The sequence below is a fragment of the Actinokineospora xionganensis genome (assembly GCF_014323725.1).
In the GTDB taxonomy this organism is placed as follows: Bacteria; Actinomycetota; Actinomycetes; order Mycobacteriales; family Pseudonocardiaceae; genus Actinokineospora; species Actinokineospora xionganensis.
The window spans coordinates 1-22,733 of the sequence record NZ_JABVED010000019.1 but is presented as its reverse complement, the minus strand read 5'-3'; the positions used below and the strand labels follow the sequence as shown (position 1 = coordinate 22,733).

Below are 22,733 nucleotides of genomic sequence, written 5' to 3'. Positions count from 1 at the left end.
GCTTGAATTAGGCCGACCAAGACCAACTTCGCGCAGAAATCAGCCCAGGCAGCCCCGGAAGACGTCCGGCTCGCCCAGTGCGGGCTCGGCCACGAAGCGAACAGTGTCGCTGTCGCCCGGGTGCAGGTCCAGTACCACGATCTCGTTGGCCCCCGCGACCAGCACCGGCTTCGGCACGTAGAGCCGGGTCTGCGGGCCGCGGTCCCAGTAGCGCCCCAGGTTGAAGCCGTTGACCCACACCACGCCCTTGGCGAAGCCGGGCAGGTCGACGAAGGTGTCCGCGGGGTCGTTCACGTGGAGCACGCCGCGCCGGTATACCGGACCGCCCCCGGGCTGTCCAAAGTGGATCTTGCTGAGGTCCGCGAGTCGCAGAACCTCCCAGTCGCACAGCGCGGCGCCGTCGACCAGCACGCCGCCAGGCAGGCCCTTGCGGTCGTGCAGGTGTGGGCCGTAGTTCACCCGACCCTGGTTCTCCAGCAGGATCTCCAGCAGCGCGCCGCCCGGCGGGAGCGCCACCGTGTCGCACTCGCCGTCGCGCTCCAGCACGCCGATTTCCGCGCCGTCCACGAGGAGCTGCGCGCGGTCGTGCACGACTGGGATCCGCAGGGTCGCCGCGCCCGCGGGAAGGCTCGCGCGGTAGACAGCGAACCCGTGGCCGATCCCGGCCTCCTCGACGGTCGGCGGCTCGTCGAACCGGCCCACCGACACCAGGTTGCGCAGCACGGGGGCACTCTCGGTCAGCCGGACGTCGCCGAACCCGGCCAGGCGCACGGCCGGTGGTTCCTCGGTGAGGGGTTCGCCCAGGTGCTTGGCGATCACGTCGCGGAAGGCCCCGAACTTCGGCGTCGGCGCGCCCCACTCGCTCAGCGGCGCGTCGTAGTCGTAGGAGGTGATCGTCGGCTCGAAGCCTTCGCCGTGGTTGGCGCCGTTGAGATAGCCGAAGTTGGTGCCGCCGTGCCACATGTAGAAGTTGACCGACGCGCCCGCGCCCAGGATGTCGTCCAGGGTCGCCGCCGCGTCCAGGGGGTCACGCGCGTGGTGGCGCTCGCCCCAGTGGTCGAACCAGCCGCACCAGAACTCCATGCACATCAGCGGGCCCTCGGCTCGGTGTCCGCGAAAGGCCTTGAACGCCTCCTCCGCTCGCGAGCCGAAGTTCACCGTGCCCAGCACGTCGTCAACGAGACCGTTGGTGAGCATGTGCTCCTCCGGGCCGTCGGAGGTGAACAGCGGCACGTCGACCCCGCGCCGCAGCAGGCCGTCCCGAAGGTGCGTCAGGTAGGCGGGGTCGGCGCCGTAGGAGCCGAACTCGTTCTCCAACTGCACCATCAGCGCGGGGCCGCCGCGGGTGGCCAGCATCGGCAGCAGTTTCGGGATCACCACGTCGAACCACGCGTCCACCGCGTCGAGGAACGGCTGGTAGGAGCTGCGCAGCCGCATGTCCGGGTCGCGCAGCAGCCACCAGGGCAGGCCGCCGAGTTCCCACTCCGCGCAGATGTACGGCCCGGGCCGCAGCAGCACGAACAGCCCGGTCTCCTCGGCGAGCGCGACGAACCGCTCGACGTCGAGACCGCCGGTGAAGTCGTGGCGGCCCGGCTCGGGCTCGTGCAGGTTCCACGGCAGGTAGGTCTCGACCGTGTTCAGCCCCATCGCCCGCGCGGCGGCGAGGCGGTCGGCCCACTGCTCCGGGTGCACGCGGAAGTAATGCAGCGCGCCGGAGACCAGCCGGATCGGTTCGCCGTCGAGCAGGAAGTCCTTGGTGCCGACGACGAACCTGGGGGAGTCACTCATGTGTGTCCTCAATGGTCAGGCTGGCTGGGAGAGGATGACCGACCTGGTCAGGTTGCGGGGGTGGTCCGGGTCGAGCCCATGCGCCTCCGCGATCGCCGAGGCCAGCCGCTGGGTGAGCACCAAGTCGGCCATCGGGTCGAGGTTCGAGGTGACCAGGGTGCCGCCCGCGGCGGTGATCTCGTCGCCGAGTCCGGCGGGCAGGTCGCCGATCATCCACACGACGCGGCCGAGTTCGGTCACGCTGATCGGGCCGTGCCGGTACTCCATCGCCGGGTAGGACTCGCTCCAGGCCGCGGACTCCTCGCGCAGCTTCAGCGCGGCCTCGTGCGCGAGCCCGACGGTCCAGCCGCGGCCGAGGAAGGTGAACTGGGCGGCGTGCACGATGTCCGCCGGGAGCGGCACCGTGATCGCTTCGCGCAGGTCGGTGATGGCCGGGCCGAGGTCTTCGCCGAGCCCCGCCCGCAGCAGTGCCAGGGTGGTCGTGGCGAACCGGGTCTGCACTACCGCGCGCTCGTCGGCGAAGCCGAGCGGCACGACGTCGTCGGCGAAGCGCGACACCGGCGAGTCCGGGTCGGCGGTGACCGCGACCGTGCGCGTGCGAGGCGGCAGCGCGCGCAGCAGGTCGACTACCTCGCTGGTCGCGCCGGACCGGGTCAGCGCGATGACCGTGTCGTAGGTGCGCGCCTCGGGAAACTCCGACGCCGCGAAGGCGTCGGTCCGGCCGTGTCCGCGCTGTTCGCGCAGGGCGGCGTAGGACTCCGCGATGAACCGTGAGGTGCCGCAGCCGACCACGGCGACGCGCTCGCCGGACTGGGGCAGGACGCGGGCCAGCTCGGCGGCAAGGGCGACCGCTCGGCTCCAGCACTCGGGCTGGCTGGCGATCTCGCTGGTGATGAAGGACAAGGCGCCCCTCCGTCCTGGCCGGTGAACTGGCAACAGCGTACACAAAACTGTTTGCGACTGTTGACTTATGGTTGGAACCCCATAGAATTTCGCATGTTCTTGCACACCTTCCCCTTTGGAGCCCCTCATGGCCGGTGTTTCGTACCGCGGTGTCACACGCCGCTATCCCGGCGTGGAGCGTCCCGCCCTCGCGGAACTCGACCTGAAGATCGAACAAGGGGAACTGCTCGTCCTCGTCGGACCGTCGGGCTGCGGCAAGTCGACCACTCTGCGGATGCTCGCCGGGCTGGAGCCGGTCGACGACGGCGAGATCTGGATCGGTGACCGCGACGTCACGTCGCTGCCGCCCAAGGACCGCGACATCGCCATGGTGTTCCAGAGCTACGCGCTCTACCCGCACATGACCGTCGCCGAGAACATCGGGTTCCACCTGCGCATCACCAAGGTGGAGAAGGCGGAGCGCGAGCGCCGGATCCTGGAGGCGGCGAAGCTGCTCGACCTGGAGAAGTACCTCGACCGCAAGCCCGCCAAGCTCTCCGGCGGCCAGCGGCAGCGGGTGGCGATGGGCCGCGCGATCGTCCGCCGCCCGCAGGTCTTCCTGATGGACGAGCCGCTGTCGAACCTCGACGCCAAGCTGCGGGTCCAGACCCGCACCCAGATCGCCACGCTGCAGCGGCGGCTGGACGTCACCACCCTCTATGTCACCCACGACCAGGTCGAGGCGATGACGATGGGCGACCGGGTCGCCGTCCTCAAGGACGGGGAACTGCAGCAGTGCGACACCCCGATCGCCCTGTTCTCCCGGCCCGCCAACCTGTTCGTCGCCGGGTTCATCGGCTCGCCCGCGATGAACCTGCTCCCGGCCACTGTGGATGGTCGCGAGGCGGTGTTCGGCGGCCAGCGCGTGCCGCTCACCCGCGAGCAGGTCAACGACGTGACGAGCCCCGACGTGGTTGTGGGCGTGCGTCCGGAGAACTGGCGCGTGGGCGCCGAGGGCTCCCGGGGGATGGCGGTGACAATCGAGGTCGTGGAGGAACTCGGCAGCGACGGATTCCTCTACTGCCGCCCGGATGGCGCCCCCGACCACGAGCCGATCGCGGTGCGGACCGAAGGCATGTCCCGCGCGATGCGCGGAGAGCGGATCACTCTCGTCCCCGACGTCGAGCGGCTGCACGTGTTCGACGCCGTGACGGGTTTGCGGCTCGGCGGGCAGTGAACTGCTCCTGGCGGGTGCGATCGAGCAAGCCGCCCCCGCCAGGGTCGCACGATTTGGCTCGCCACCCCGGGTCGCGCGGGCACGGTGAGCGAACGCGACAACCGCGAGTCGCCCCTTCCCGACTACGAGTTCACCGTTCAGGACGGTGAGTTCGCATCTTCGTCCCTGAGGTCGAGCGGTTGCGTGTTCGATGCCGCGACGGGTTCGCGGCACGGCGAACGACGAGAGCTGGTCCCGGCGGATGCGGTCGAGGATGCCGCACCCGCCGGGATCGCGCGGTCAGCGGGCGCCGAGAACCTCGAGCAGCCGCGCCGCTTCCTTGCTCACCGCGGCACGGCCCGCGGCGACGTACTTGCGACTGTCCACAGTGGTCGGGTTCTCGGCCAGGTAGGCGCGCACGGCCCCGGTGAAGACCTTGCTCAGCTGAGTGGCGATGTTGACCTTCGTCATCCCCGAGCGCACGGCCTCGGCCAGGTCCGGGTCGGCGACACCGGACGAACCGTGCAGCACCAGTGGAACCGGCACGGCCGCCCGAAGGTCCCCGATCAGGGCGAAGTCCAAGGACGCGTCCCTGGTCAGCATCGCGTGCGAAGAGCCCACGGCCACCGCCAGCGCGTCGACCCCGGTCGCCTCGACGAACTCGACCGCCTCACCCGGATTCGTCCGGACCCCCGGCGCGTGCACCCCGTCCTTGCCGCCCACCTCGCCCAGCTCGGCCTCCACCCACACGCCGTTGCGGTGACAGTGTTCGGCGACCTCTCGGGTGCGCGCCACGTTCGCCTCGTAGTCCAAAGTGGACCCGTCGTACATGACCGACGAGAAGCCCAGCCGGACCGCCTCGTGAACCAGGTCCACCGACTCCGCGTGGTCGAGGTGCACGGCCACCGGCACCTCAGCCGACCGCGCCACCGCGAGGGTCGCGACGGCGATCGGCTCCAGCGCACCGTGGTAGCGCACGCAGTTCTCGCTGATCTGCAGGATCACCGGCGCGCCCGCCGCGGCCGCGCCTTCGACCAGCGCCTCGGCGTGCTCCAGGTGGATCACGTTGAACGCGCCCACCCCGCGGCCCGCCGCCCGGGCGGGCCCCACGATCTGGTCAGTTCCGACTAGCGGCATCGAGTTCCTCCACGTTCACCCCGGCACGCAGCTCGTCGCGCGTGCCCTCGTCGATGTCTCCCGCGAGGGGCGCGGCGACCGCGGCCGCGGACCACGCCACCGCCTCGCGAATCAAGTCCGGCCAAGGGTTTCCGGCCACCAGCCCCGCCGCGAGCGCCGCGACACCCGCGTCGCCCGCCCCGGTCGGGTTGCCGCTGATCCGCCGGTCGGGCCGGGCCCGCCAGCAGCCGTCCGCGGTCACCGCGACCATCCCGTCAGGCCCGAGCGAGGCCACGACCGCGCCCGCTCCCGCCCGGCGCAGCGCCTGCGCCGCCGCCACCGGGTCGGATTCACCGGTAGCCTCGAACAGCTCGACCGCGTTCGGCTTGACCACGTCGGCACCCGCCGCGATCCCCGCCAGCAGCGCGTCGCCGCTGGTGTCGAGGACGGTGCGGCAGCCGTGCGCACGGGCGACGCGGACCAGGTCGGCGTAGGCGTCGAAGCCCAGGCCCGGAGGCAGGCTGCCGGAGAGCACCACGAGGCGGGCGTCGGCGAGCAGTCCGGCGAGGTGCCCGCGGAACCCGGCCCACTCGGCGGCGGTGACCGGCTCGCCGGGCTCGTTGAAGACGGTGGCGTCGCCGTCGGCGACGACGGTCACGGTGCGCCGAGACTCCGCGGCGACCTCGTACGGATGGAACACGACGCGTGCGGCGGCCAGGTCGCGGTCGAGCAGGCTGCCGGTCGGGCCACCGACCAAGCCGGTCGCGATCACGGGGATCCCTTGGCGGGCAAGCACTCGGGCCACGTTGATGCCCTTGCCACCCGCCCGGCTGCGAACCGACGTCACCCGGTGGCTGCCGTTGGGCAGCAGCGCGGGCACCACGTAGGTGACGTCGAGGGCGGCGTTCGGGGTGACGGTGACGATCACCGGACCCACCTTCCCTTGGCCAGCACTCGGCGCACCCCCAGTCGGGCGTCGAGCACCACCAGGTCCGCGTCCATCCCGGGGGCGAGCGTGCCGATCCGGTCGCCCAGCCCGAGCACCGCCGCGGGGGTGGCACTGGCGGCGCGCGCGGCCTCGGCGAGCGGGACACCCGCGTCGACCGCGTTGCGCACGGCCGCGTCCATCGTCAGCGTGCTGCCCGCGAGCGACCCGCCGTTGGCGAGCCGGGCCACGCCTGACTCGACCCGGACGTCGAGCCCGGAGAGCCGTACCTCGCCGTCGCCCATGCCGGTCGCCGAGATCGCATCGGTGATCAGCGCGCTGGACTTCTTGGTGCGCAGCACATGCGCGACCAGGTCCGGGTGCAGGTGGACGCCGTCGTTGATCAGCTCGACGGTCACCCGGTTGTCGTCGAGGAGGGCGAGCACGGGCCCCGGATCGCGGTGGCCCATCGCGGGCATCCCGTTGAACAGGTGCGTGGCGAGCCGCGCGCCCGCGTCGATCGCGGTCCGGGTCCGGGCGAGGTCCGCGCCCGTGTGTCCGATCGCCGCCACGACACCGCGGGCGGTGAGCAGCGCGATCGCGGCGATCGCACCGGGCCGCTCGGGCGCGATCGTGACCACCCGGACCGCGCCCGCACCCGCGTCGAGCAGCGTTTCGAGCAGGTCGGGATCAGGGTCGAGCAGCAGGGTCGGATCGTGGGCGCCGCAGTGGGAGGCGGCCAGGAACGGGCCTTCCAGGTGGATGCCCGCGATGACCCCGGCGCGCGCGAGCGGGACGAGCCCGGCTGTCGCGGCGACCAAGTCGTCGACCGGGGCGGTCACCAGGCTGGCCAGGATCGTGGTCGTGCCGTGTCCGAGGTGGAAGTCCCGCGCGGTCTGGGCTTGCGCCGGGTTCTGGAAGGACGCGCCGCCGCCGCCGTGGACGTGCAGGTCGACGAACCCCGGCACCACGGGGTCGCCGCCGAGGTCGATGGTGTCGCCCGGGGGCGGCGGTCCGTCGCCGAGCGCTTCCACGCGCCCGTCGCGGACCGCGATCCAGCCGCGGTCCAGCCAACCGGTGGCGGTAAGGATCCGCCCGCCGCTCAGCACTTCCGTCGTCATTCACCGCTCCGGGTCTTGAGGTGGTCCAGGGCGAGCAGGGCGGCGCCGAGGCAGGCCGCCTGGTCGCCGAGCGCGGCCGCGACCACCGTGGGCACGCGCTGGAACGTCAGCCGCGCGCCGAGTCGCTCGCGCAGCGGGTCGAACAGGTCCGGGCCCGCGCCGGAAAGTCCGCCGCCGATGACGACGACTTCCGGTGCGAGCACGGTCACCACTGTGGCCAAGGTGTCGGCGAGGGCGTCGACACCTTGGTTCCACACCCGCGCGGCGACGGCGTCCCCAGCGCGCATGCGGTCCAGGACCTCCAGCGCGGCGGACACGTCTTCGCCGGTCAGGGCGCTATAGCGGCGGGCAAGCGCACTCGCCGAGCCCACCGTCTCCAGGCAGCCACGCCCCCCGCAGGGGCACGGCTCGCCATCCGGTTCGACGACGAGGTGGCCGATCTCCCCGGCGTATCCGCCCGCGACGACCATCCGGCCGTCGGCGATGAACGCCGCGGACACTCCGGTGCCCACGGGGATGAAGGCGACGTCCTGGTAGCCCTTCGCGGCCCCGAGCCGCCACTCGGCCAGCGCCCCCGCCCGCACGTCGTGGCCCACGGCCGTGGGCTTGCCGGTGCGGTCGGCGAGCTTGGCGAGATCCAGGTCGCGCCAGCCCAGGTTGACCGAGAAGCGGGCGATGCCCGCGGCTTCGTCGACCAGCCCGGGGAACACGATCCCCGCCGCGGCCACCGGCATCTCGGCGAGTTTGTCCAGTTCGCCGAGCACGTCGGTGACCGCGTCGATCACCGCGTCGGCGCCGTACGGGGTCGGGCGGCGCAGGGTGTGGCGGACCCGCAGGTCGCCGTCGACCAGCGCCGCCTTGATGCTTGTGCCGCCGATGTCGACGGCGGCGACCAGGCTCACCTGGATGACGCTAGCCGCACCGGCACTCACTGGCCCGTGGCGGCGAGGATCACCGACCGTGTGAGGTTGCGCGGGCTGTCCGGGTCGAGGCCCTTGCGCTCGGCGATGGCGAGCGCGAGCCGGTGCGCGAGCACCAACTGCGCCATCGGGTCGAGGTCGTCGGTGACGAAGGTGGCGCCGGTCGCGGCGACGTCCTCGGGCAGGCCTTCGGGGGCCGGGCCGAACACCCACGTCAGCCTTCCGGGCTCGGCGATGCTGACCGGGCCGTGCCGGTACTCCATGGCCGGGTACGACTCGGTCCACACCTGCGCGGCCTCCCGCAGCTTGAGCGCGGCCTCGTGCGCCAGGCCGACGGTCCAGCCCTGCCCGAGGAAGGTGACCTGGTCGGCGGCGGGCAGGTCGCCCAGTGGCCGGGTCAGCGCTTCGCGCGCGTCGGCGACGGCCTTGGTCAGGTCCTCGCCGAGGGAGGCGCGCAGCAGCGCGAGCACCGACGTCGCGGACCGGGTCTGCACGACCGAGCGCTCGTCGATGAACGGCAGCTCGATCGCGTGGTCGGCCAGCTTGGTGACCGGGGAACCCTCGGTCGCGGTGATGGCGACGGTCTTGGCGCCGCCCCGCAGCGCCTCCAGGAGGGTGAGCACCTCGGTGGTGGTGCCCGAGCGGGTGATCACGATGACCCGGTCGTAGTCCGTGCGGCCGACCGGGAACTCCGAGGCGGCGAACGCGTCGGTGGTGCCGTGGCCCGCGCCTTCGCGCAGCGAGGCGTAGGCCATCGCCACGAACCAGGAGGTTCCACAGCCGGTCACGGCCACCCGCTCGCCTTCGCGCGGCAGCACCGCCTGGTGCTGCGCGACGGCGTCCGCGGCACGGATCCAGCACTCCGGCTGGCTGCTGGTTTCCTCGGCGGAAGCGGACAGTCCCACGTGACCTCCTCTGATTGACTGCTGAGTGCGTGCTCGATCCTACACAAAACGTGCGTGTTTCAAACAGTTTTGCGCATGTTTGTGCAGTGATGAGAACCTAGTCCTCCGTCGGGTCCTTGCGTAATCATGCGCGGGTCCACCCGATACCGAACAGGATGGATCGCGAAGTCCTCGCGACCTACGGAGGTGGACATGGACCGGCATGAGCGGTTGAGCGCGATGCTCGAGCTCCTCGGCCGGCGCGGCCGGGTCGAGATCGAGGACCTGGCGGCCGGGCTGACCGTCTCCGCGGCGACCATTCGGCGCGACCTCGACCATCTCGCCGAGCAGCAACTGCTCACCCGCACCCGGGGTGGCGCCGTGGTCAACAACGTGAGCTACGAACTGCCGCTGCGCTACAAGTCGGGCAGGCGCGCGCCGGAGAAGTCCAAGATCGCGCAGTGCGCCGCCGCGCTGGTCGCGCAGGGCGACGTAATCGGACTCAACGGTGGGACGACCACCACGGAGGTGGCGCGGGCCCTCGCCACCCGCGGCGATCTCGCGCGCACGAGCGACGGCCGGACCCTGACCGTGGTGACCAACGCGCTCAACATCGCCAACGAACTCGCCGTCCGGCAGAACATCAAGCTGGTCGTCACGGGGGGAGTGGCGCGTCCGCAGTCCTTCGAGCTGACCGGGCCGCTCGCCACCCGGGTGCTCGGTGACATCGGCCTGGACATCCTGTTCCTCGGCGTCGACGCCTTCGATCCGGACAGCGGGGCCTACGCCCACCACGAGGGTGAGGCCAGCATCAACGCGTTGATGGTCCAGCGGGCCAGCAAGGTCGTGGTGGTCGCCGACAGCTCGAAGCTGGGCAGGCACGCGTTCACCCGCATCTGTCCGCTGTCGGGGATCAACGCACTGGTCACCGACTCAGGCGCGCCCGCGGACGTGATCGCGGCCTTCCAGTCGGCGGGCGTCGCCGTGCACCAGGTCTGACCCCCGCGGGGGATTACGCCGTCCGCTCCGGACCCGTGGAATGGTCTAGTTCCGCGGGTCCTTCGCGTCTCCGCGTCCTGATGGAGGGACCGTGACCGGGATGTTGCGCGAAACTGTTGACTCGATGTTCGATTGCGCTCAGAATCCTCCAATATCTAACAAGTTCGCGCGCCCAGCGTCGCCGATCGCCCGGAGGTCCCCCGTGTTCCCAGATGTGTCCAAGCGGTTCGCGGCACTGGCCGCCGCCGCGTCGGTCGCCCTCGGCGTCACCGCGTGCGCGGGTTCGCCCGAACCCGACAGCGCACCCCTGTCCTCCGGTCCGGTCACCGTGGAGTTCTGGGGCTGGGCACCCGGCTACCAGGAAGCCGCCGACCTCTTCAACTCCACGCACACCGACGTGAAGGTCAAGTTCAACAAGACGCCGTCCGGCTCGAAGGGCGGCTACCAGCAGATGCTCAACGCGGTGAAGGGCGGTTCCGCGCCGTGTCTGGCCCAGGTCGGCCTGGAGACGCTGCCGACCTTCGTCGTGGAGGGCGCGCTGGCCGACGTCGGTACGCACGCCGCGGGCGACGGCGGCAAGTTCGTCGACTGGACCTGGAACCAGGTCCAGGTGGGCAAGGCCGTCTTCGCCGCGCCCGTCGACACGGGCCCGATGGTGCTCTACTACCGCAAGGATGTCTTCGAGAATTTCGGCGTCGCCGTCCCCACCACCTGGGACGAGTACGAGCAGGCCGCCAAGAAGATCAAGGCCGCCGACCCGAGCTACTTCATCACCTCCTTCGACAGCGGCGACCTCTACACCTTCGCCGGCTACGCCTGGCAGAACGGCGCCGAGTGGTTCGGCACCCAGGGTGAGAGCTGGAAGGTGGACGTCGCGGGCGGCGACACCGCCAAGGTCGCCGAGTACTGGCAGCGGCTGCTGTCCGAGAAGCTGGTCAAGCCCGAGCCGGGCTTCGACAAGGAGTGGAACGCCGACGTCAACAGCGGCAAGGTCGCCAGCTACGTCGGCGCCTCCTGGGCGTCCGCGCTGATCAAGGACAACGCCCCCGACGGCAAGGGCAAGTGGGGCGTGGCCCCGATGCCGCAGTGGACCGCGGGCGAGAAGAAGGCGGGCAACGCGGGCGGCTCGTCCACCGCGGTGCTCAAGGGCTGCAAGGATCCCAAGCAGGCGTGGGACTTCGCGGTGTGGATGAGCACCGACCCGGCCGCCTACAAGATCCTGATCGAGAAGGCGGGCCTGTACCCGGCGGCCAAGTCGCTGCTCGACCTTCCCGAGCTCAACGCCCCGTCGGAGTACTTCGCCGGCCAGAACCTCGGCGCCGCCTTCAAGGAAGCGGCGAACAACACCGACACCGGCTGGCGCTGGGGCCCGACGATGACCCAGGTCAGCACCGACTTCGGTGACGCGGCGGGCAAGGCGGTCACCGGCACCGGCACGCTGCCCGACGCGCTGAAGGCCGTGCAGGACAAGACCGTCGGCGCCATCAAGCAGAAGGGCCTCTCGGTCGCGGGCGGGTGATCCCGCGCCGCCCGGACGGCCTGCCCGATGCGGGGGCGGGCCGTCCGGGCGGATTCCGCCCAACCATCTACAAAGGAAGGTCCGCCGTGCCCACCGTCGCCCCGCGGAAAGTCACCGTCCCGCCTGCCCCGACGTCCACAAAGGCGGGTGGCGCGAAACGGCGCAAGCCGGTGTCGCACCGCAAGTTCGTCGTGGGCTTCCTCGTCCCCTTCGGCCTGCTGTTCGTGGCCATGTACCTGGCGCCCATCGCCTATGCGATCGTGGAGAGCCTCTACACGGTCAAGCGGTCCGGCCTCGGCCTGGGACCGAGCACCACCGAGTTCGCCGGCCTGGACAACTTCGCCAGGGTCTTCTCCGACGACGCGTTCCTCACCGCCATCGGCCGGGTGCTCCTGTTCGGCGCCGTCCAGGTTCCGGTGATGCTGGGGCTGGCGCTGCTGTTGGCCCTGCTGCTCGATTCCACTGTGGTCAAGTTCCCCGGTTTCTTCCGGATCGCCTACTTCATCCCGTTCGCGCTGCCGGTCGTGGTGTCGGCGCTGCTCTGGTCGTTCCTCTACTCGCCGGGGTCGAGCCCGTACCAGAAGCTGTTCGCCCTGCTCGGCATCTCCGTGGACTTCACGGGCGGCGACACCGTGCTGTGGTCACTGGCCAACATCGTGACCTGGGCGTGGACCGGCTACAACATGCTGATCATCTACTCGGCGCTGCAGGCCCTGCCCGAGGACATCTACGAGGCCGCGCGCCTCGACGGCGCCAGTGGCTGGCAGATCGCCTGGCGGATCAAGATCCCGCTGGTGCGCCCCGCGATCACGCTCACGGCGGTGATGTCGGTGATCGGCACCCTGCAGCTCTACAACGAGCCCGCCATCGTCAAGCACATCGCGCCCGCGATCGACTCCAAGTACACCCCGCTGATGCTCGCGCAGACCGCCGGTCTGGAGAACAGCGACTACAACTTCGCCGCGGCCGTGTCCGTCGTGCTCGCACTGGGGACGTTCCTGGTGTCGTTCTTGATCCTCCGCTTCGCCCGCAGGAAGGCAGTCTGATGTCGGCACCGACGACCGCGCGCAAGGGTGCCCGGACCTACACCATGGGACAGGTCCTCGGCACGGCGTTCCTGTTCGTCCTGAGCGTGTACTTCCTGCTGCCCCTGTGGTGGCTGCTGGTCTCGTCGACCAAGAGCACCGGGCAGCTGTTCTCCACCAACGGTTTCTGGTTCGCCGACATCCAGCTGTGGACGAACCTCACGAACCTGTTCAAGGCCGACGACGGTGTGTTCCTCACCTGGGTCGGCAACACCATTCTCTACGCGGGTGTGGGCGCGGTCGTGAGCACGCTGATCTCCGCCGCGGCAGGCTATGTGCTCGCCAAGTACCAGTTCCGCGGCAAGGAAGCGGTGTTCGGCGTGATCATCGCCGCCGTGCTGGTTCCCAAGGTGATGCTGGCACTTCCGCTTTACCTCATGTTCGCCAAATTGGACATGGTGAACACTTTCTGGGCTGTCTTCCTGCCCAGTATCGTCTCCCCGTTCGGGGTCTACCTGTGCCGCGTGTACGCCGCGGCCTCGGTGCCCGACGAGCTGATCGAGGCAGGCCGCATCGATGGCGCGAGCGACACGAGGATCTTCTTCACCGTCTCGCTTCGAGTCATGTCCCCGGCGCTGGTCACGGTGTTCCTCTTCCAGCTGGTCGAGATCTGGAACAACCTGCTGCTGCCGATGGTGATGCTGCAGGACGACGAACTGTGGCCGATCACCGTCGGTCTCACGTACTGGGACAGCCTGCGCACGACGTCGAACTACGGGCTGACTGTCACCGGCGCGGCGGTCTCCGTCATCCCGCTCATCATCGCTTTCATTCTGCTGCAGCGCTTCTGGCGTTCGGGCCTGACCGCGGGCGCCGTGAAGTAAACCCAGTGAGTCGCGTTTTTCCCCGTCCCCTGCCGAGGAGAGAACAGTGAAGCGACGTACGATGTTGAAAGCGGCTGCCGGTTCGGCGGCCGCTTTCGCGTTGCTACCGGAAAGCGTGCGCGTCGCGCTCGCCGCGGAAGCACCTACCGGCGGTCTCGAGGTCATCGAGCACGTGGTGGTCTTCATGCAAGAAAACCGCTCCTTCGACCATTACCTGGGCACGCTCAAGGGCGTGCGCGGATTCGCCGACCCGGCCGCGATCAAGCTGCCCAATGGCAAATCGGTCTTCTACCAGCCGGCGGGAACCGGTGAGCTGCTGCCCTATGAGGTAAGCGACCAATTCCTGGCTGACGTCAACCACAACTGGACCGGCGGACACGGCGCATGGAACAAGGGCAAGCACAACCAGTGGCATGCGCATAAGGGAAACCGGGGGCTGACCTACCACACCCGCTCCGCGCTGCCTTTCTACCACCAGCTGGCCGACGCCTTCACCGTCTGCGACGCATACCACTGCTCGGAGATGGGCCCGACCAACCCGAACCGGATGTACATGTTCACCGGCAAGATCGGGTACGAGCCGGATGGCACGACCCGCGCCATCGGCAATGACTCCTGGGGGAACCCGGGCCACATCGGCTACTCCTGGACCACCTACGCCGAGCGGCTGCAGGCGGCGGGCAAGACCTGGAAGGTCTACCAGGAGTGGGACAACTACGGTGACAACTCGCTCGACTACTTCATCAGCCTCATGGCCGTGGGGCGCAAGGCCTTGGCGAAGACCAGGGACGCCAACGGCAATCCGTACACCAAGCTGGAGTACTTCTACTACGCCGTGGCGAAGGCCTCGGTGGCCGACCAACAGAAGCTGCTCGCCGACCTCGCGCTCGGCGTGAACACGCTGACCGCCGCCGAGCGGAGCCTTTACGACCGCGGCCTGCACCGCGAGCGGCCCGACCAACTCGTGCCCGCGTTCAAGGCCGACATCGACGCGGGCAAGCTGCCCGCGGTCTCCTGGATCGTCGCGCCGGAACCGCTGACCGAGCACCCGTACTGGGGGCCCAACACCGGAGCGGACCTGGTCAAGCGCACCCTGGACGCGATCGCGTCAAAGCCGCAGGTGTGGAACAAGACGGTCTTCCTGCTGATGTACGACGAGGAAGGCGGGTTCTTCGACCACATGCCGCCACCCGCCCCGCCGGTCAGCGACTCCGAGGGCCGCAGCACCGTGGCCACCACCGACGAACTCGTCGGCAGTGAGCCGATTGGCCTGGGCATGCGGGTGCCGATGATGGTCATCTCGCCGTGGAGCCGCGGCGGCAAGGTGTGTTCGGAGGTCTTCGACCACACCTCGGTCGTGCGGTTCCTGGAGAAGTGGACCGGGATCAACGAGCCGAACATCTCCCCGTGGCGGCGCGCGGTGTGCGGTGACCTGACGTCCACTCTGGACACGACGGCGCCGAACACCACCTACCCGACGCTGCCCACGCCCGTGCTCACCTCCGGACCCAAGGGCACGAACCCGGCGCCGCCCGCGGTGCAGACGTTCCCGGTCCATGAGGCGGGCGTGCGAACCGCGCGGCCGCTGCCGTATGTCCTGACCGCGTCCGGCCGGGTCGCCGCGGACAGGTTCTGGATCGACTTCGCCAACACCGGCACGGCGGGCGCCCACTTCTACGTCTACGCAAACGCTTTCCGCACTGACGGACCTTGGCGCTACACCGTCGAGGCGGGCAAGACTTTGACGGACTATTGGCAGTCCGGCACGCCGACGGGCGCGTACGACCTGAACGTCCACGGCCCCAACGGGTTCATCCGCCGCTTCGCCGGAAACCGGGTCACGGCGACCACCACCGGCAACGCCAACCCCGAAGTCGCGTTGCGCTACTCGCCCGCCGAGGGGCGGGTCTACCTCACCATGACCAACGCGGGTGCGAAGGCATGCGTGGTCACCGTCCGGACGAACAACCGCGGCGGCGGGCCGTGGACCTACGTCGTCAATCCGGGGGCCACCGTCGAGGACTGGTTCAGCACCGGCAACGGCATGACTGGCTGGTACGACCTGACCGCCACGGCCGACACCACCGACGGCTTCGTCCGGCGCTTCGCGGGGCACATGGAGACCGGTGCGGAGAGCACGAGCGACCCGGTGATGGGCTCGGGCCCGCTCTCGGCGGTCGTCCGGTCGTACTCCAGCCAGGAAACCGTCGGCGAGAATGGAGCCGCCGCGAACGCGGTCGACCGCAGGACCACCACGATCTGGCACACCAAGTGGAGCGGCGGCTCGGACCCACTGCCGCACGAGATCGTGCTGGACCTGGGAACTTCCCGGACGTTGACCGGTCTGACCTACATGCCGCGCCAGGACGGCGGCGCCAATGGCCGCATCGGGCGTTACGAGGTCTATGCGAGCACGGACGGCACAACGTGGGGCAGTGCGCTGGCGGCGGGCACCTTCGCCGACGACGCCACGTCCAAGACGGTTCGGTGCTGGCCGACTACGGCTCGGTACGTGCGCCTGCGGGCGCTGACCGAGGCGGGGAACCGGGGTCCGTGGACGTCGGCGGCCGAGGTGGTCGCGCTGGGCTGGTGATTCGTCCCGCGCCGTCCTGCCTGGTGGCGGGACGGCACGGGCACCAGGCACGAGACCGCGCATGAGACAATGGGCGGGTTATGACTTCCCTTCCCCTTGTTTTCGACGCACCTCGTCGCGGTCTCCCGCCGAGGCACCTGGTCGACCTCAGCCCCGACGAGCGCCGCGCCGCCGTGGCCGAGCTGGGGGAGAAGCCGTTCCGCGCGACCCAGCTCGCGAACCACTACTTCGGCAGGCTGACCGTCGACCCGGAGGCGATGACCGACATCCCGGCCACCAGCCGCGACAAGCTGGTCGCCTCGCTGATGCCGTCGCTGTTCACCGTGATCCGCAAGGTCACCTGTGACGAGGGCACCACCCGCAAGACCCTGCTCCGCGCCCACGACGGAACGCTCATCGAGAGCGTCCTCATGCGCTACCCGGGCCGCGCCACGCTGTGCATCTCCAGCCAGGCGGGTTGCGGCATGGCCTGCCCGTTCTGCGCCACCGGCCAGGCGGGCCTGACCCGCAACCTGTCGACGGCGGAGATCGTCGACCAGGTCCGCATGGGCGCCGCCGCGATGCGCGACGGCGAACTGCCCGGCGGTCCCGGCAGGCTGTCGAACATCGTCTTCATGGGCATGGGCGAACCCCTCGCCAACCTCCGTCGTGTGATCGATGCGGTGCACCGGATCTGTGATCCGGTGCCGGAGGGCCTGGGCATTTCGCAGCGCTCGGTGACGGTCTCGACGGTCGGGTTGGTTCCGGCGATCCGGAAGCTGACCGATGAGGGGCTGCAGGTGCGGCTCGCGGTGTCGCTGCACACCCCGGATGACGAGCTGCGCGACACACTGGTTCCGGTGAACAACCGGTGGAAGGTCGCCGAGGTCCTGGAAGCGGCCCGCGACTACGCCGACAAGACCGGTCGCCGGGTGTCGATCGAGTACGCCCTGATCCGCGACATCAACGACCACCCGTGGCGCGCGGACCTGCTCGCCAAGCTCCTTCGCAAGTACCTGGGTCAGCTCGCTCACGTCAACGTGATCCCGCTGAACCCGACGCCGGGCAGCAAGTGGGATGCCAGCCCGAAACCGGTCGAGCGCGAGTTCGTCCGCCGGGTCAACGAGGGTGGGGTCGCCTGCACCGTGCGTGATACCCGAGGCCAGGAGATCGCCGCGGCCTGCGGTCAGCTCGCCGCCGAAGGCTAGCCGGCGACTGATCCGGGCAAGGCGTGGCTGGATCCGTAGGCGTCACGGCTGGCCAGGATGAGACCGTTGCGCGCGGGGATGACACGGCGAACACCATCTCCTTGGTCATGGGCGTGTTCGAGCTCATCAACTGCCCGCCGAACGCGCCTTCGGTGTCGCTCCACGCGGCATCGGCCGCGTAGGCGAGTTCCCGTGAGGAGTCGTCGGAATCGACGCCGACGACAACTACGGGTAGATCGATTCGGATAGCTCGGCCAGGCAGGCCAGGAGCGGCGGCGCTCGATAGGGACCGGGGGGCAGGGAGCCTGCGACGATCCGAGTTCCACAGTCCGGCATTCAGCCGTCGCCGCAGACGGCAACACAGGACCGGCCGTGCTAATCAACGATTTGGGCTGTTTGGGCGACTCCGTGGCCTGCGGGTCGCCGAACTCCGACTGTCGGTATCGGTGGGCGTCGTGTGGGTGAGGCGGTTCGGGTCGCGGTGGTGGGCTGTTGGGGTTGCGTGGCGGCCAGACCGTTGTCGGCGGCGGGGTGGGGGAGAAGAGTGGCCGGGCCAGGTCGGGGAGTTCTGGGGAATACCTGGTTCTGGGGAAGGAATCCGAAATGTTCATAAATGCACGGTTATCGATTGTCGCCCTGATGACAGGCGCCCTCGCGGCGCTGGCCGTCCCGGCGGCGCAGGCGAGCACACCCGCCACGGCGGGGCAAGGCAAGACCGACTCCGCAGCGGCCGCCCTGGCACCGTGTGTCCAGGCGGCGAAGAAGACCGGAGCGAAGGCGTGGACGTGCATGCCGACGGGGCTCACGGTCACCACGGACGCGGCGGGCAAGCCCAGCGGCCAGTTCACTCCGATCGCTGCGGCCATTCCAGCGCAGATCGACGGGCCGGTCGGCACGCTCGACGACTACGACACCTGGTGCGAGAACGGCAGCATCTGCCACCGCAAGATCAGCAGCTATATCGGTGAGACCAAGGGCAACGCCGCCTACGGCAACTCGCAGGGTGTGATCGGCACCTTCGACGTCGTGCTGCGTACCAACCTCAACGGTCGCCAGGCGCAGTGGCGGGTCACCCTGATTCGCGACACTGGGCCTGGCCTGCAGTTCTCCAACGTGCGGGTCAACTGCTGGGAGGAGATCAGCAACTGGCCGGACAACAACTGCGGCGTCCACGGCGCCGGATCTCCGTACGTCAGTTATCGGTGGGGCAGCGGCTTGCTCTACGGAAACCGGCTCAACAACTCCAACGAGTACTACGGAGCGGTCAACGGCTCCTTCACCCCCAACGGCTACCCGCAATACACGATGGGCACCCTGGAAAGCCGCTACTTCAACTGCTACGGCACTGGCAACTGCTACTTCCCGTGATCGGGGCGTAGCGTCTTGAGCATGCTCGTGGCTGCTCGACTCTGGCCGGGTCGAGCAGCCACGGCATTGGCGCTGAAGGGTAGGGGCGATGACTGTGTCCGGCCACAGCCGCAAGTGGGATCACGTTCGGGAACTGCCGGTCGACATCCGCGTCACCGCAGCCCCCGGCGCCGGGGGCCCGACGGCGACCGTCACCGTCGATGGTGAGGTTTACCACCAGGTCCCCGACACTGGTTTCACCATGCTCATCGCCTGGTACAACGGCCCCGCCCACTTGGTGCGGCTGCTCGACCTCGCCCACCACACCGTGACCGTGACAACCATCCGGCACGACGGAGCCACCGAATACGTCGAGCCGCGCGGGCTGGCCGACCAGGACACCATCGACGAGGACATCGAGGACTACCTCGCGGACGCCGGCGTCCCCGCCCCACCGCGCGGATACCGCTGGTACCAGCGACTTCCCCACAGCCACGCCACCCTCGAAGACTTCCACGCCGAGATCAACACGCGGCTGCGCGAACTCGACCCACACGGAACAGCCAACAGGCCCCACGACATCGCGCCGCTGCTGGCCAGGATCGTCGCCGACCTCGAACAGCCGTGATCCTCAACGCATGTGACCTGGCGCGGTGTGCCCGCATACCGGCCACCGCCACGTCCTGATCCCACGAGCCTCCTTGCCGCCGGATTTCACGAACCCGTCATTCACGCGTGTGTCCCAGCAGGGGCTTTGTCCTCGGCGAAATGCGCCGGCGCCCGATGGCTTGGGCATCTCTCAGCGGCATGTGACGGTGTCGACGGTCGGGTTGGTGCCTGCGATCCGAAAGCTCACCGAGGAGAACTTGCAGGTCAGGCTCGCTGTGTCGCTGCACACGCCGGATGACGAGCTGCGTGACACCCTTGTGCCGGTCAACGAGCGTTGGAGGTGGCCGAGGTCCTGGAGGCGGCCAGGGGCTATGCCGACCGCACCGGCCGTCGGGTGTCCATCGAGTACGCCCTGATCCGAGACATCAACGATCAGCCCTGGCGCGCTGACCTCCTGGGCAAGATCTTGCGCAAGCATCTCGGGCAGCTCGTGCACGTCAACGTGATCCCGCTGAACCCAACTCCGGGTAGCAAGTGGGACGCCAGCCCCAAGCCGGTGGAACGCGAATTCGTCCGCCGAGTCAACGCACAAGGCGTCGCCTGCACTGTGCGCGACACCCGAGGCCAGGAAATCGCCGCCGCCTGCGGACAGCTCGCAGCCGAAGGCTGATCGCTGGACCGTGTCGGTTCCACGATTCTGAGACGGTCGCCAGCCGACGGGACGACCGTGCGCACTAACCGCCTGTCCGATGGCTCACTTGGCACGTTCTTACCAGGCTGATGGATGGCCTGACGCTGTCTCACACCATTGACCTGCGGATACGCGCCCAGCGAGCTGGCGCTGAGCGCCTCGAACAAGCGTGTGCTTACGCAAAGAAACATACTTGGGGGCCGTATGTGGATGCCTCGGTGGCTCTACACTTAGAACAAGTTTCCCACAAGTTTCCCAGGGATGAGCCGATGTGTCGCGACCACTAGCTTTGCCGAACCCGTCAACTGAACAGTTGACTAATTCGCCGCTTCAGTTGGTTGTTTGCCAGGTGCGCCACGAGCGCAACCTTGCTGTTGCGGACGTGACCAAGGCGCTCGCGATTCGCGAAGCGCTTGGCGACTACAAGTTGGAGGAAGCCAGACAGCAGCAGATCGAGTTCCTGGCGAGCCCAGAAGGCGTCAGTCCCCTGTCAACGCCTCTGGAACAGCACGGTTGGCGGCTTCGATCGCGAGACGTCACCGGCTGGACTGTCTCACTTCGCCCCGAATCCTTTGCCCTGGAGTCGAGCGGCTACACCTCGTGGACTGACTTTCGGGACCGACTCGAGCCGCTAGTCAGAGCGGTTCATGAGCATCTAAAGCCCGCAGCGGAGCTAAGACTTGGCCTGAGGTACATCGATCGGATCAAGCTCCCCGACATCGCTCGCCCGCTGGACTGGCAGGGATACATCGATGATCGATTGCTCGGGCCACTTCTGAACACCCAGCTTGGCGCTTCGATCAGAGGGCAACAGCAGGCTGTGCAACTGCAAGGGCCAAACGGCAGTCAAGTTTTGCTGCGTCATGGTGTCGAAGCTGACGACTCTGGCGGTTGGCCGTATGTTCTGGATACCGACTGCTCCAGAGGTGACTCAAGAGCCTTTGACGCGGACGATGTACTCGAAGGTGCCCACAGTCTTCATCGCTTGGCGCTGCAAATCTTCCAGACTGCTGTAACGCCTGCCTTGATCAAGAGGTTAATAGAGGGGGAGGCAGAACATGACACTCACGCTGGTGCCAACTCTTGATCGGACCCCTTTGGTCGAGGCGCGTGACCCGCTTGCGCTGGATGGAACCGAGTGCACACCGCTGTTGGAACCAGAAGCCTCGACGGTGCTTGAGTCTGGCTTCATGGCCACACAGGTTGAGCTAGCCTCGCCGCTCCTGCTGCTTGCCCACGATCTTGCGGAGCGACTGTCCAGGCCGGTGTTGCGCGAAGCGCTGACGTCGATCGCTGTCACAGGAGTGCTACATGCGACCTGGGTGCATCCCTCGATGGCGGCATCCGTCATTCGAACTGCCGCATCGGTCGCCGGCCTCCTAGCACCGATGGCTGTCGCGGGAACAACTCGGGTTGCTCGCTCGTCGCCCGAGAAGCGCCAGGGGAACACCACACGAGCTGTTCTTGCTGTTACAGAGCTCGCATCGTGGTTGGATTGTACAGAAGAAGAGGTCGCCGAACTCGCTGGTTTCTCGCGACGCAATTTGTCTAATTGGCGTGGAGGCGCGAGCGCGTATCCAAAGACGGTTCGTGGCTTATTCGAAATTCATGGGCTAGTGGGTGCGCTCGTTCATCATCTGGGAAAAGTTGGCGCTTTGGTATGGCTGGCGCAGGCTGACGAGGAAAACTGTGCACGCAGGGAACTGTTGCGGACGTCTGCAGGACGCTCGAAAGTTCAGAACTCGGCCCAGTCGTTGCTCTTCCAAAAGGCTCAGATTTTGACATTTGAGCCGGAATACGAGCAGCACGAAGAGACTTCAAGGATCCGAAGGTCTGCGGGCGGGCACGAAGTTTTCGTTCGCCCACCTGTCCGACGTAGAACGCCGCCAGAATGACAACAGGTGAGATTCAGAAACTGCCATCTATCGATGATGGCCTACCTGTTGACAGGGAATCCTGGCCTGTCGGTGTTTTAAATGAGATGGCAAAGTTCGCCCAAGGCGATATAGTTGCCGATCCGCCGTTCTTCTATTTCGCGGATCCTGATCGTCCGGTTTGGAAGCGAACTGCGGCCTATGTCGACGGCCATGATGGGCCAGAACTAATCGAGATGCCTGAGGGGGCTAACCCGCGCTACGGCTTGATCACAACGCAAACATGTGATCTCGTGGAAGAGGAGCCTTACCCGGCGGTCAAACCATGGGTTCAGATTGCACCGGTAGAGGAAAGAAGCGATCTTGATGGCGGCATACGAAAGTTGCTGCGCCAGGGAAAAGGTCCCCTGCATTACCTGTACATGGATGCACTCCCCGACGGATTCTGGGTGGCTGACCTTAGAATCGAAATGCCAGTCGAGAAGGGGTGGCTGGCAGGGCGTACACCAATCGCCGCTTTTGGGCATGGTCGAGCGGGTAGTTGCGTCGGTGAGAGGATAGCCAAAATTCGATGTCGCCCCGCTTTCGCGAAAACGTTTGTGGATGCGATCCAACTCCCGCTTGGCGACAGCCTAAAGATCTTGCAAAAAGAAGACGCCGCCATGTTCCATCGTATGGACGAGCAGGTGTCTGAAGTTGCGATTGAGCTGGATGACTATCTTGCGCCGAGCGTCGCTCGGGTCACTCTGATCACCGAGGGTGAGCTTGACGATGAGGTCGCCGAGTGGTGGCGCTCCTGGTGGGACACGGCGCGTTCAGTGGGTGCACAGCATAATATAATTCTGCAATCATTCGAAGCGCGGGCTCTCTCCAGTGTAAGGCTATCAGAATATCGACGAATGACCACGCTACCCCTTCTTCGGGTCAGTCCGGGGTAGTGTCACGAGATTTCTGCTGGATTCGACCAGGATCTTGCATTTGCGTGTTTCGGTAACTCTGGATGCGTACGGCACGTCCGCGACGGGTTTGTAGATCACAGGACTCTCCGTCAGATTGGATGCCAGGCTTGCGCCGTCCGAGGGAGTTTGTCGGGGATGGTGACGTTGTAAGTGCGTTGCCATGGGCGAACCCCTCGCCAATTACAAGCGCGTGG

19 protein-coding genes and 1 pseudogene are annotated in these 22,733 nt (G+C 67.9%); 13 read left to right on the top strand and 7 right to left on the bottom strand.

Annotated elements, in window-relative coordinates; genetic code table 11:
* Positions 1 to 39: 39 nt before the first annotated feature.
* Both GPZ80_RS26400 and GPZ80_RS26395 read right to left on the bottom strand, forming a co-directional pair.
* Positions 40 to 1,788, bottom strand: coding sequence for a glycoside hydrolase family 35 protein (locus GPZ80_RS26400; protein ID WP_187223796.1), 1,749 nt, complete (start codon positions 1,786 to 1,788; stop codon positions 40 to 42).
* 15 nt (positions 1,789 to 1,803) lie between these two features.
* The gene (locus tag GPZ80_RS26395; RefSeq protein ID WP_187223795.1) at positions 1,804 to 2,691 is read right to left on the bottom strand and encodes an SIS domain-containing protein; all 888 of its coding nucleotides are present in this window, start codon (positions 2,689 to 2,691) and stop codon (positions 1,804 to 1,806) included.
* Positions 2,692 to 2,818: 127 nt separating this feature from the next.
* Between GPZ80_RS26395 and GPZ80_RS26390 the strand changes: the two genes are divergently transcribed.
* The gene (locus GPZ80_RS26390; RefSeq protein ID WP_187223794.1) at positions 2,819 to 3,907 is read left to right on the top strand and encodes an ABC transporter ATP-binding protein; all 1,089 of its coding nucleotides are present in this window, start codon (positions 2,819 to 2,821) and stop codon (positions 3,905 to 3,907) included.
* A gap of 279 nt (positions 3,908 to 4,186) precedes the next feature.
* Here GPZ80_RS26390 and GPZ80_RS26385 read toward each other — a convergent pair whose 3' ends face one another.
* The 5 genes from GPZ80_RS26385 to GPZ80_RS26365 are packed head-to-tail and all read right to left on the bottom strand — an operon-like array spanning position 4,187 to position 8,867.
* A complete protein-coding gene (locus tag GPZ80_RS26385) occupies positions 4,187 to 5,023 on the bottom strand; it encodes a class II fructose-bisphosphate aldolase (protein ID WP_187223793.1) in 837 nt (278 codons plus the stop codon).
* The gene (locus GPZ80_RS26380; RefSeq protein WP_187223792.1) at positions 5,004 to 5,930 is read right to left on the bottom strand and encodes a 1-phosphofructokinase family hexose kinase; all 927 of its coding nucleotides are present in this window, start codon (positions 5,928 to 5,930) and stop codon (positions 5,004 to 5,006) included. The genes GPZ80_RS26385 and GPZ80_RS26380 overlap by 20 nt, the downstream gene beginning before the upstream one ends.
* Positions 5,927 to 7,048, bottom strand: a complete 1,122-nt coding sequence (nagA, locus tag GPZ80_RS26375) for an N-acetylglucosamine-6-phosphate deacetylase (RefSeq protein ID WP_187223791.1) — start codon at positions 7,046 to 7,048, stop codon at positions 5,927 to 5,929. Before nagA ends, GPZ80_RS26380 begins: the two co-directional genes overlap by 4 nt.
* On the bottom strand, positions 7,045 to 7,950 hold the full coding sequence (locus GPZ80_RS26370) for an ROK family protein (protein ID WP_187223790.1): 906 nt from the start codon (positions 7,948 to 7,950) through the stop codon (positions 7,045 to 7,047). Before GPZ80_RS26370 ends, nagA begins: the two co-directional genes overlap by 4 nt.
* Positions 7,951 to 7,976: 26 nt before the next feature.
* Positions 7,977 to 8,867, bottom strand: coding sequence for an SIS domain-containing protein (locus GPZ80_RS26365; RefSeq protein WP_187223854.1), 891 nt, complete (start codon positions 8,865 to 8,867; stop codon positions 7,977 to 7,979).
* Between the two features lie 198 nt (positions 8,868 to 9,065).
* Between GPZ80_RS26365 and GPZ80_RS26360 the strand changes: the two genes are divergently transcribed.
* The 12 genes and pseudogenes from GPZ80_RS26360 to GPZ80_RS26305 all read left to right on the top strand — a co-directional run bounded on the left by GPZ80_RS26360 (position 9,066) and on the right by GPZ80_RS26305 (position 22,518).
* Entirely contained in the window at positions 9,066 to 9,851 is a 786-nt protein-coding gene (locus tag GPZ80_RS26360) for a DeoR/GlpR family DNA-binding transcription regulator (protein WP_187223789.1), read from the top strand.
* A 202-nt stretch (positions 9,852 to 10,053) separates the two neighbouring features.
* Entirely contained in the window at positions 10,054 to 11,370 is a 1,317-nt protein-coding gene (locus GPZ80_RS26355; RefSeq protein WP_222719895.1) for an ABC transporter substrate-binding protein, read from the top strand.
* A gap of 86 nt (positions 11,371 to 11,456) precedes the next feature.
* Positions 11,457 to 12,416 carry a carbohydrate ABC transporter permease gene (locus GPZ80_RS26350; RefSeq protein WP_312880587.1) on the top strand — a complete coding sequence of 320 codons (960 nt, stop codon included), beginning with the start codon at positions 11,457 to 11,459 and terminating at the stop codon, positions 12,414 to 12,416.
* A gap of 44 nt (positions 12,417 to 12,460) precedes the next feature.
* A complete protein-coding gene (locus GPZ80_RS26345; RefSeq protein ID WP_187223852.1) occupies positions 12,461 to 13,279 on the top strand; it encodes a carbohydrate ABC transporter permease in 819 nt (272 codons plus the stop codon).
* A gap of 46 nt (positions 13,280 to 13,325) precedes the next feature.
* A complete protein-coding gene (locus GPZ80_RS26340) occupies positions 13,326 to 15,872 on the top strand; it encodes a phosphocholine-specific phospholipase C (RefSeq protein ID WP_187223787.1) in 2,547 nt (848 codons plus the stop codon).
* A gap of 80 nt (positions 15,873 to 15,952) precedes the next feature.
* Positions 15,953 to 17,059, top strand: a complete 1,107-nt coding sequence (gene rlmN, locus GPZ80_RS26335; RefSeq protein WP_187223786.1) for a dual-specificity RNA methyltransferase RlmN — start codon at positions 15,953 to 15,955, stop codon at positions 17,057 to 17,059.
* 639 nt (positions 17,060 to 17,698) lie between these two features.
* Complete coding sequence (locus GPZ80_RS26330; protein ID WP_187223785.1) at positions 17,699 to 18,427, top strand: hypothetical protein; 729 nt, start codon at positions 17,699 to 17,701, stop codon at positions 18,425 to 18,427.
* Between the two features lie 88 nt (positions 18,428 to 18,515).
* Entirely contained in the window at positions 18,516 to 19,034 is a 519-nt protein-coding gene (locus GPZ80_RS26325) for a DUF5956 family protein (protein WP_187223784.1), read from the top strand.
* 145 nt (positions 19,035 to 19,179) lie between these two features.
* A pseudogene (locus tag GPZ80_RS26320) lies at positions 19,180 to 19,685 on the top strand (dual-specificity RNA methyltransferase RlmN); the annotation flags it as partial.
* Positions 19,686 to 20,019: 334 nt separating this feature from the next.
* On the top strand, positions 20,020 to 20,793 hold the full coding sequence (locus tag GPZ80_RS26315) for a TIGR04255 family protein (protein ID WP_187223783.1): 774 nt from the start codon (positions 20,020 to 20,022) through the stop codon (positions 20,791 to 20,793).
* Entirely contained in the window at positions 20,765 to 21,601 is an 837-nt protein-coding gene (locus GPZ80_RS26310; protein WP_187223782.1) for a hypothetical protein, read from the top strand. Before GPZ80_RS26315 ends, GPZ80_RS26310 begins: the two co-directional genes overlap by 29 nt.
* Entirely contained in the window at positions 21,598 to 22,518 is a 921-nt protein-coding gene (locus GPZ80_RS26305; RefSeq protein ID WP_187223781.1) for a hypothetical protein, read from the top strand. Before GPZ80_RS26310 ends, GPZ80_RS26305 begins: the two co-directional genes overlap by 4 nt.
* Positions 22,519 to 22,733: the final 215 nt, after the last annotated feature.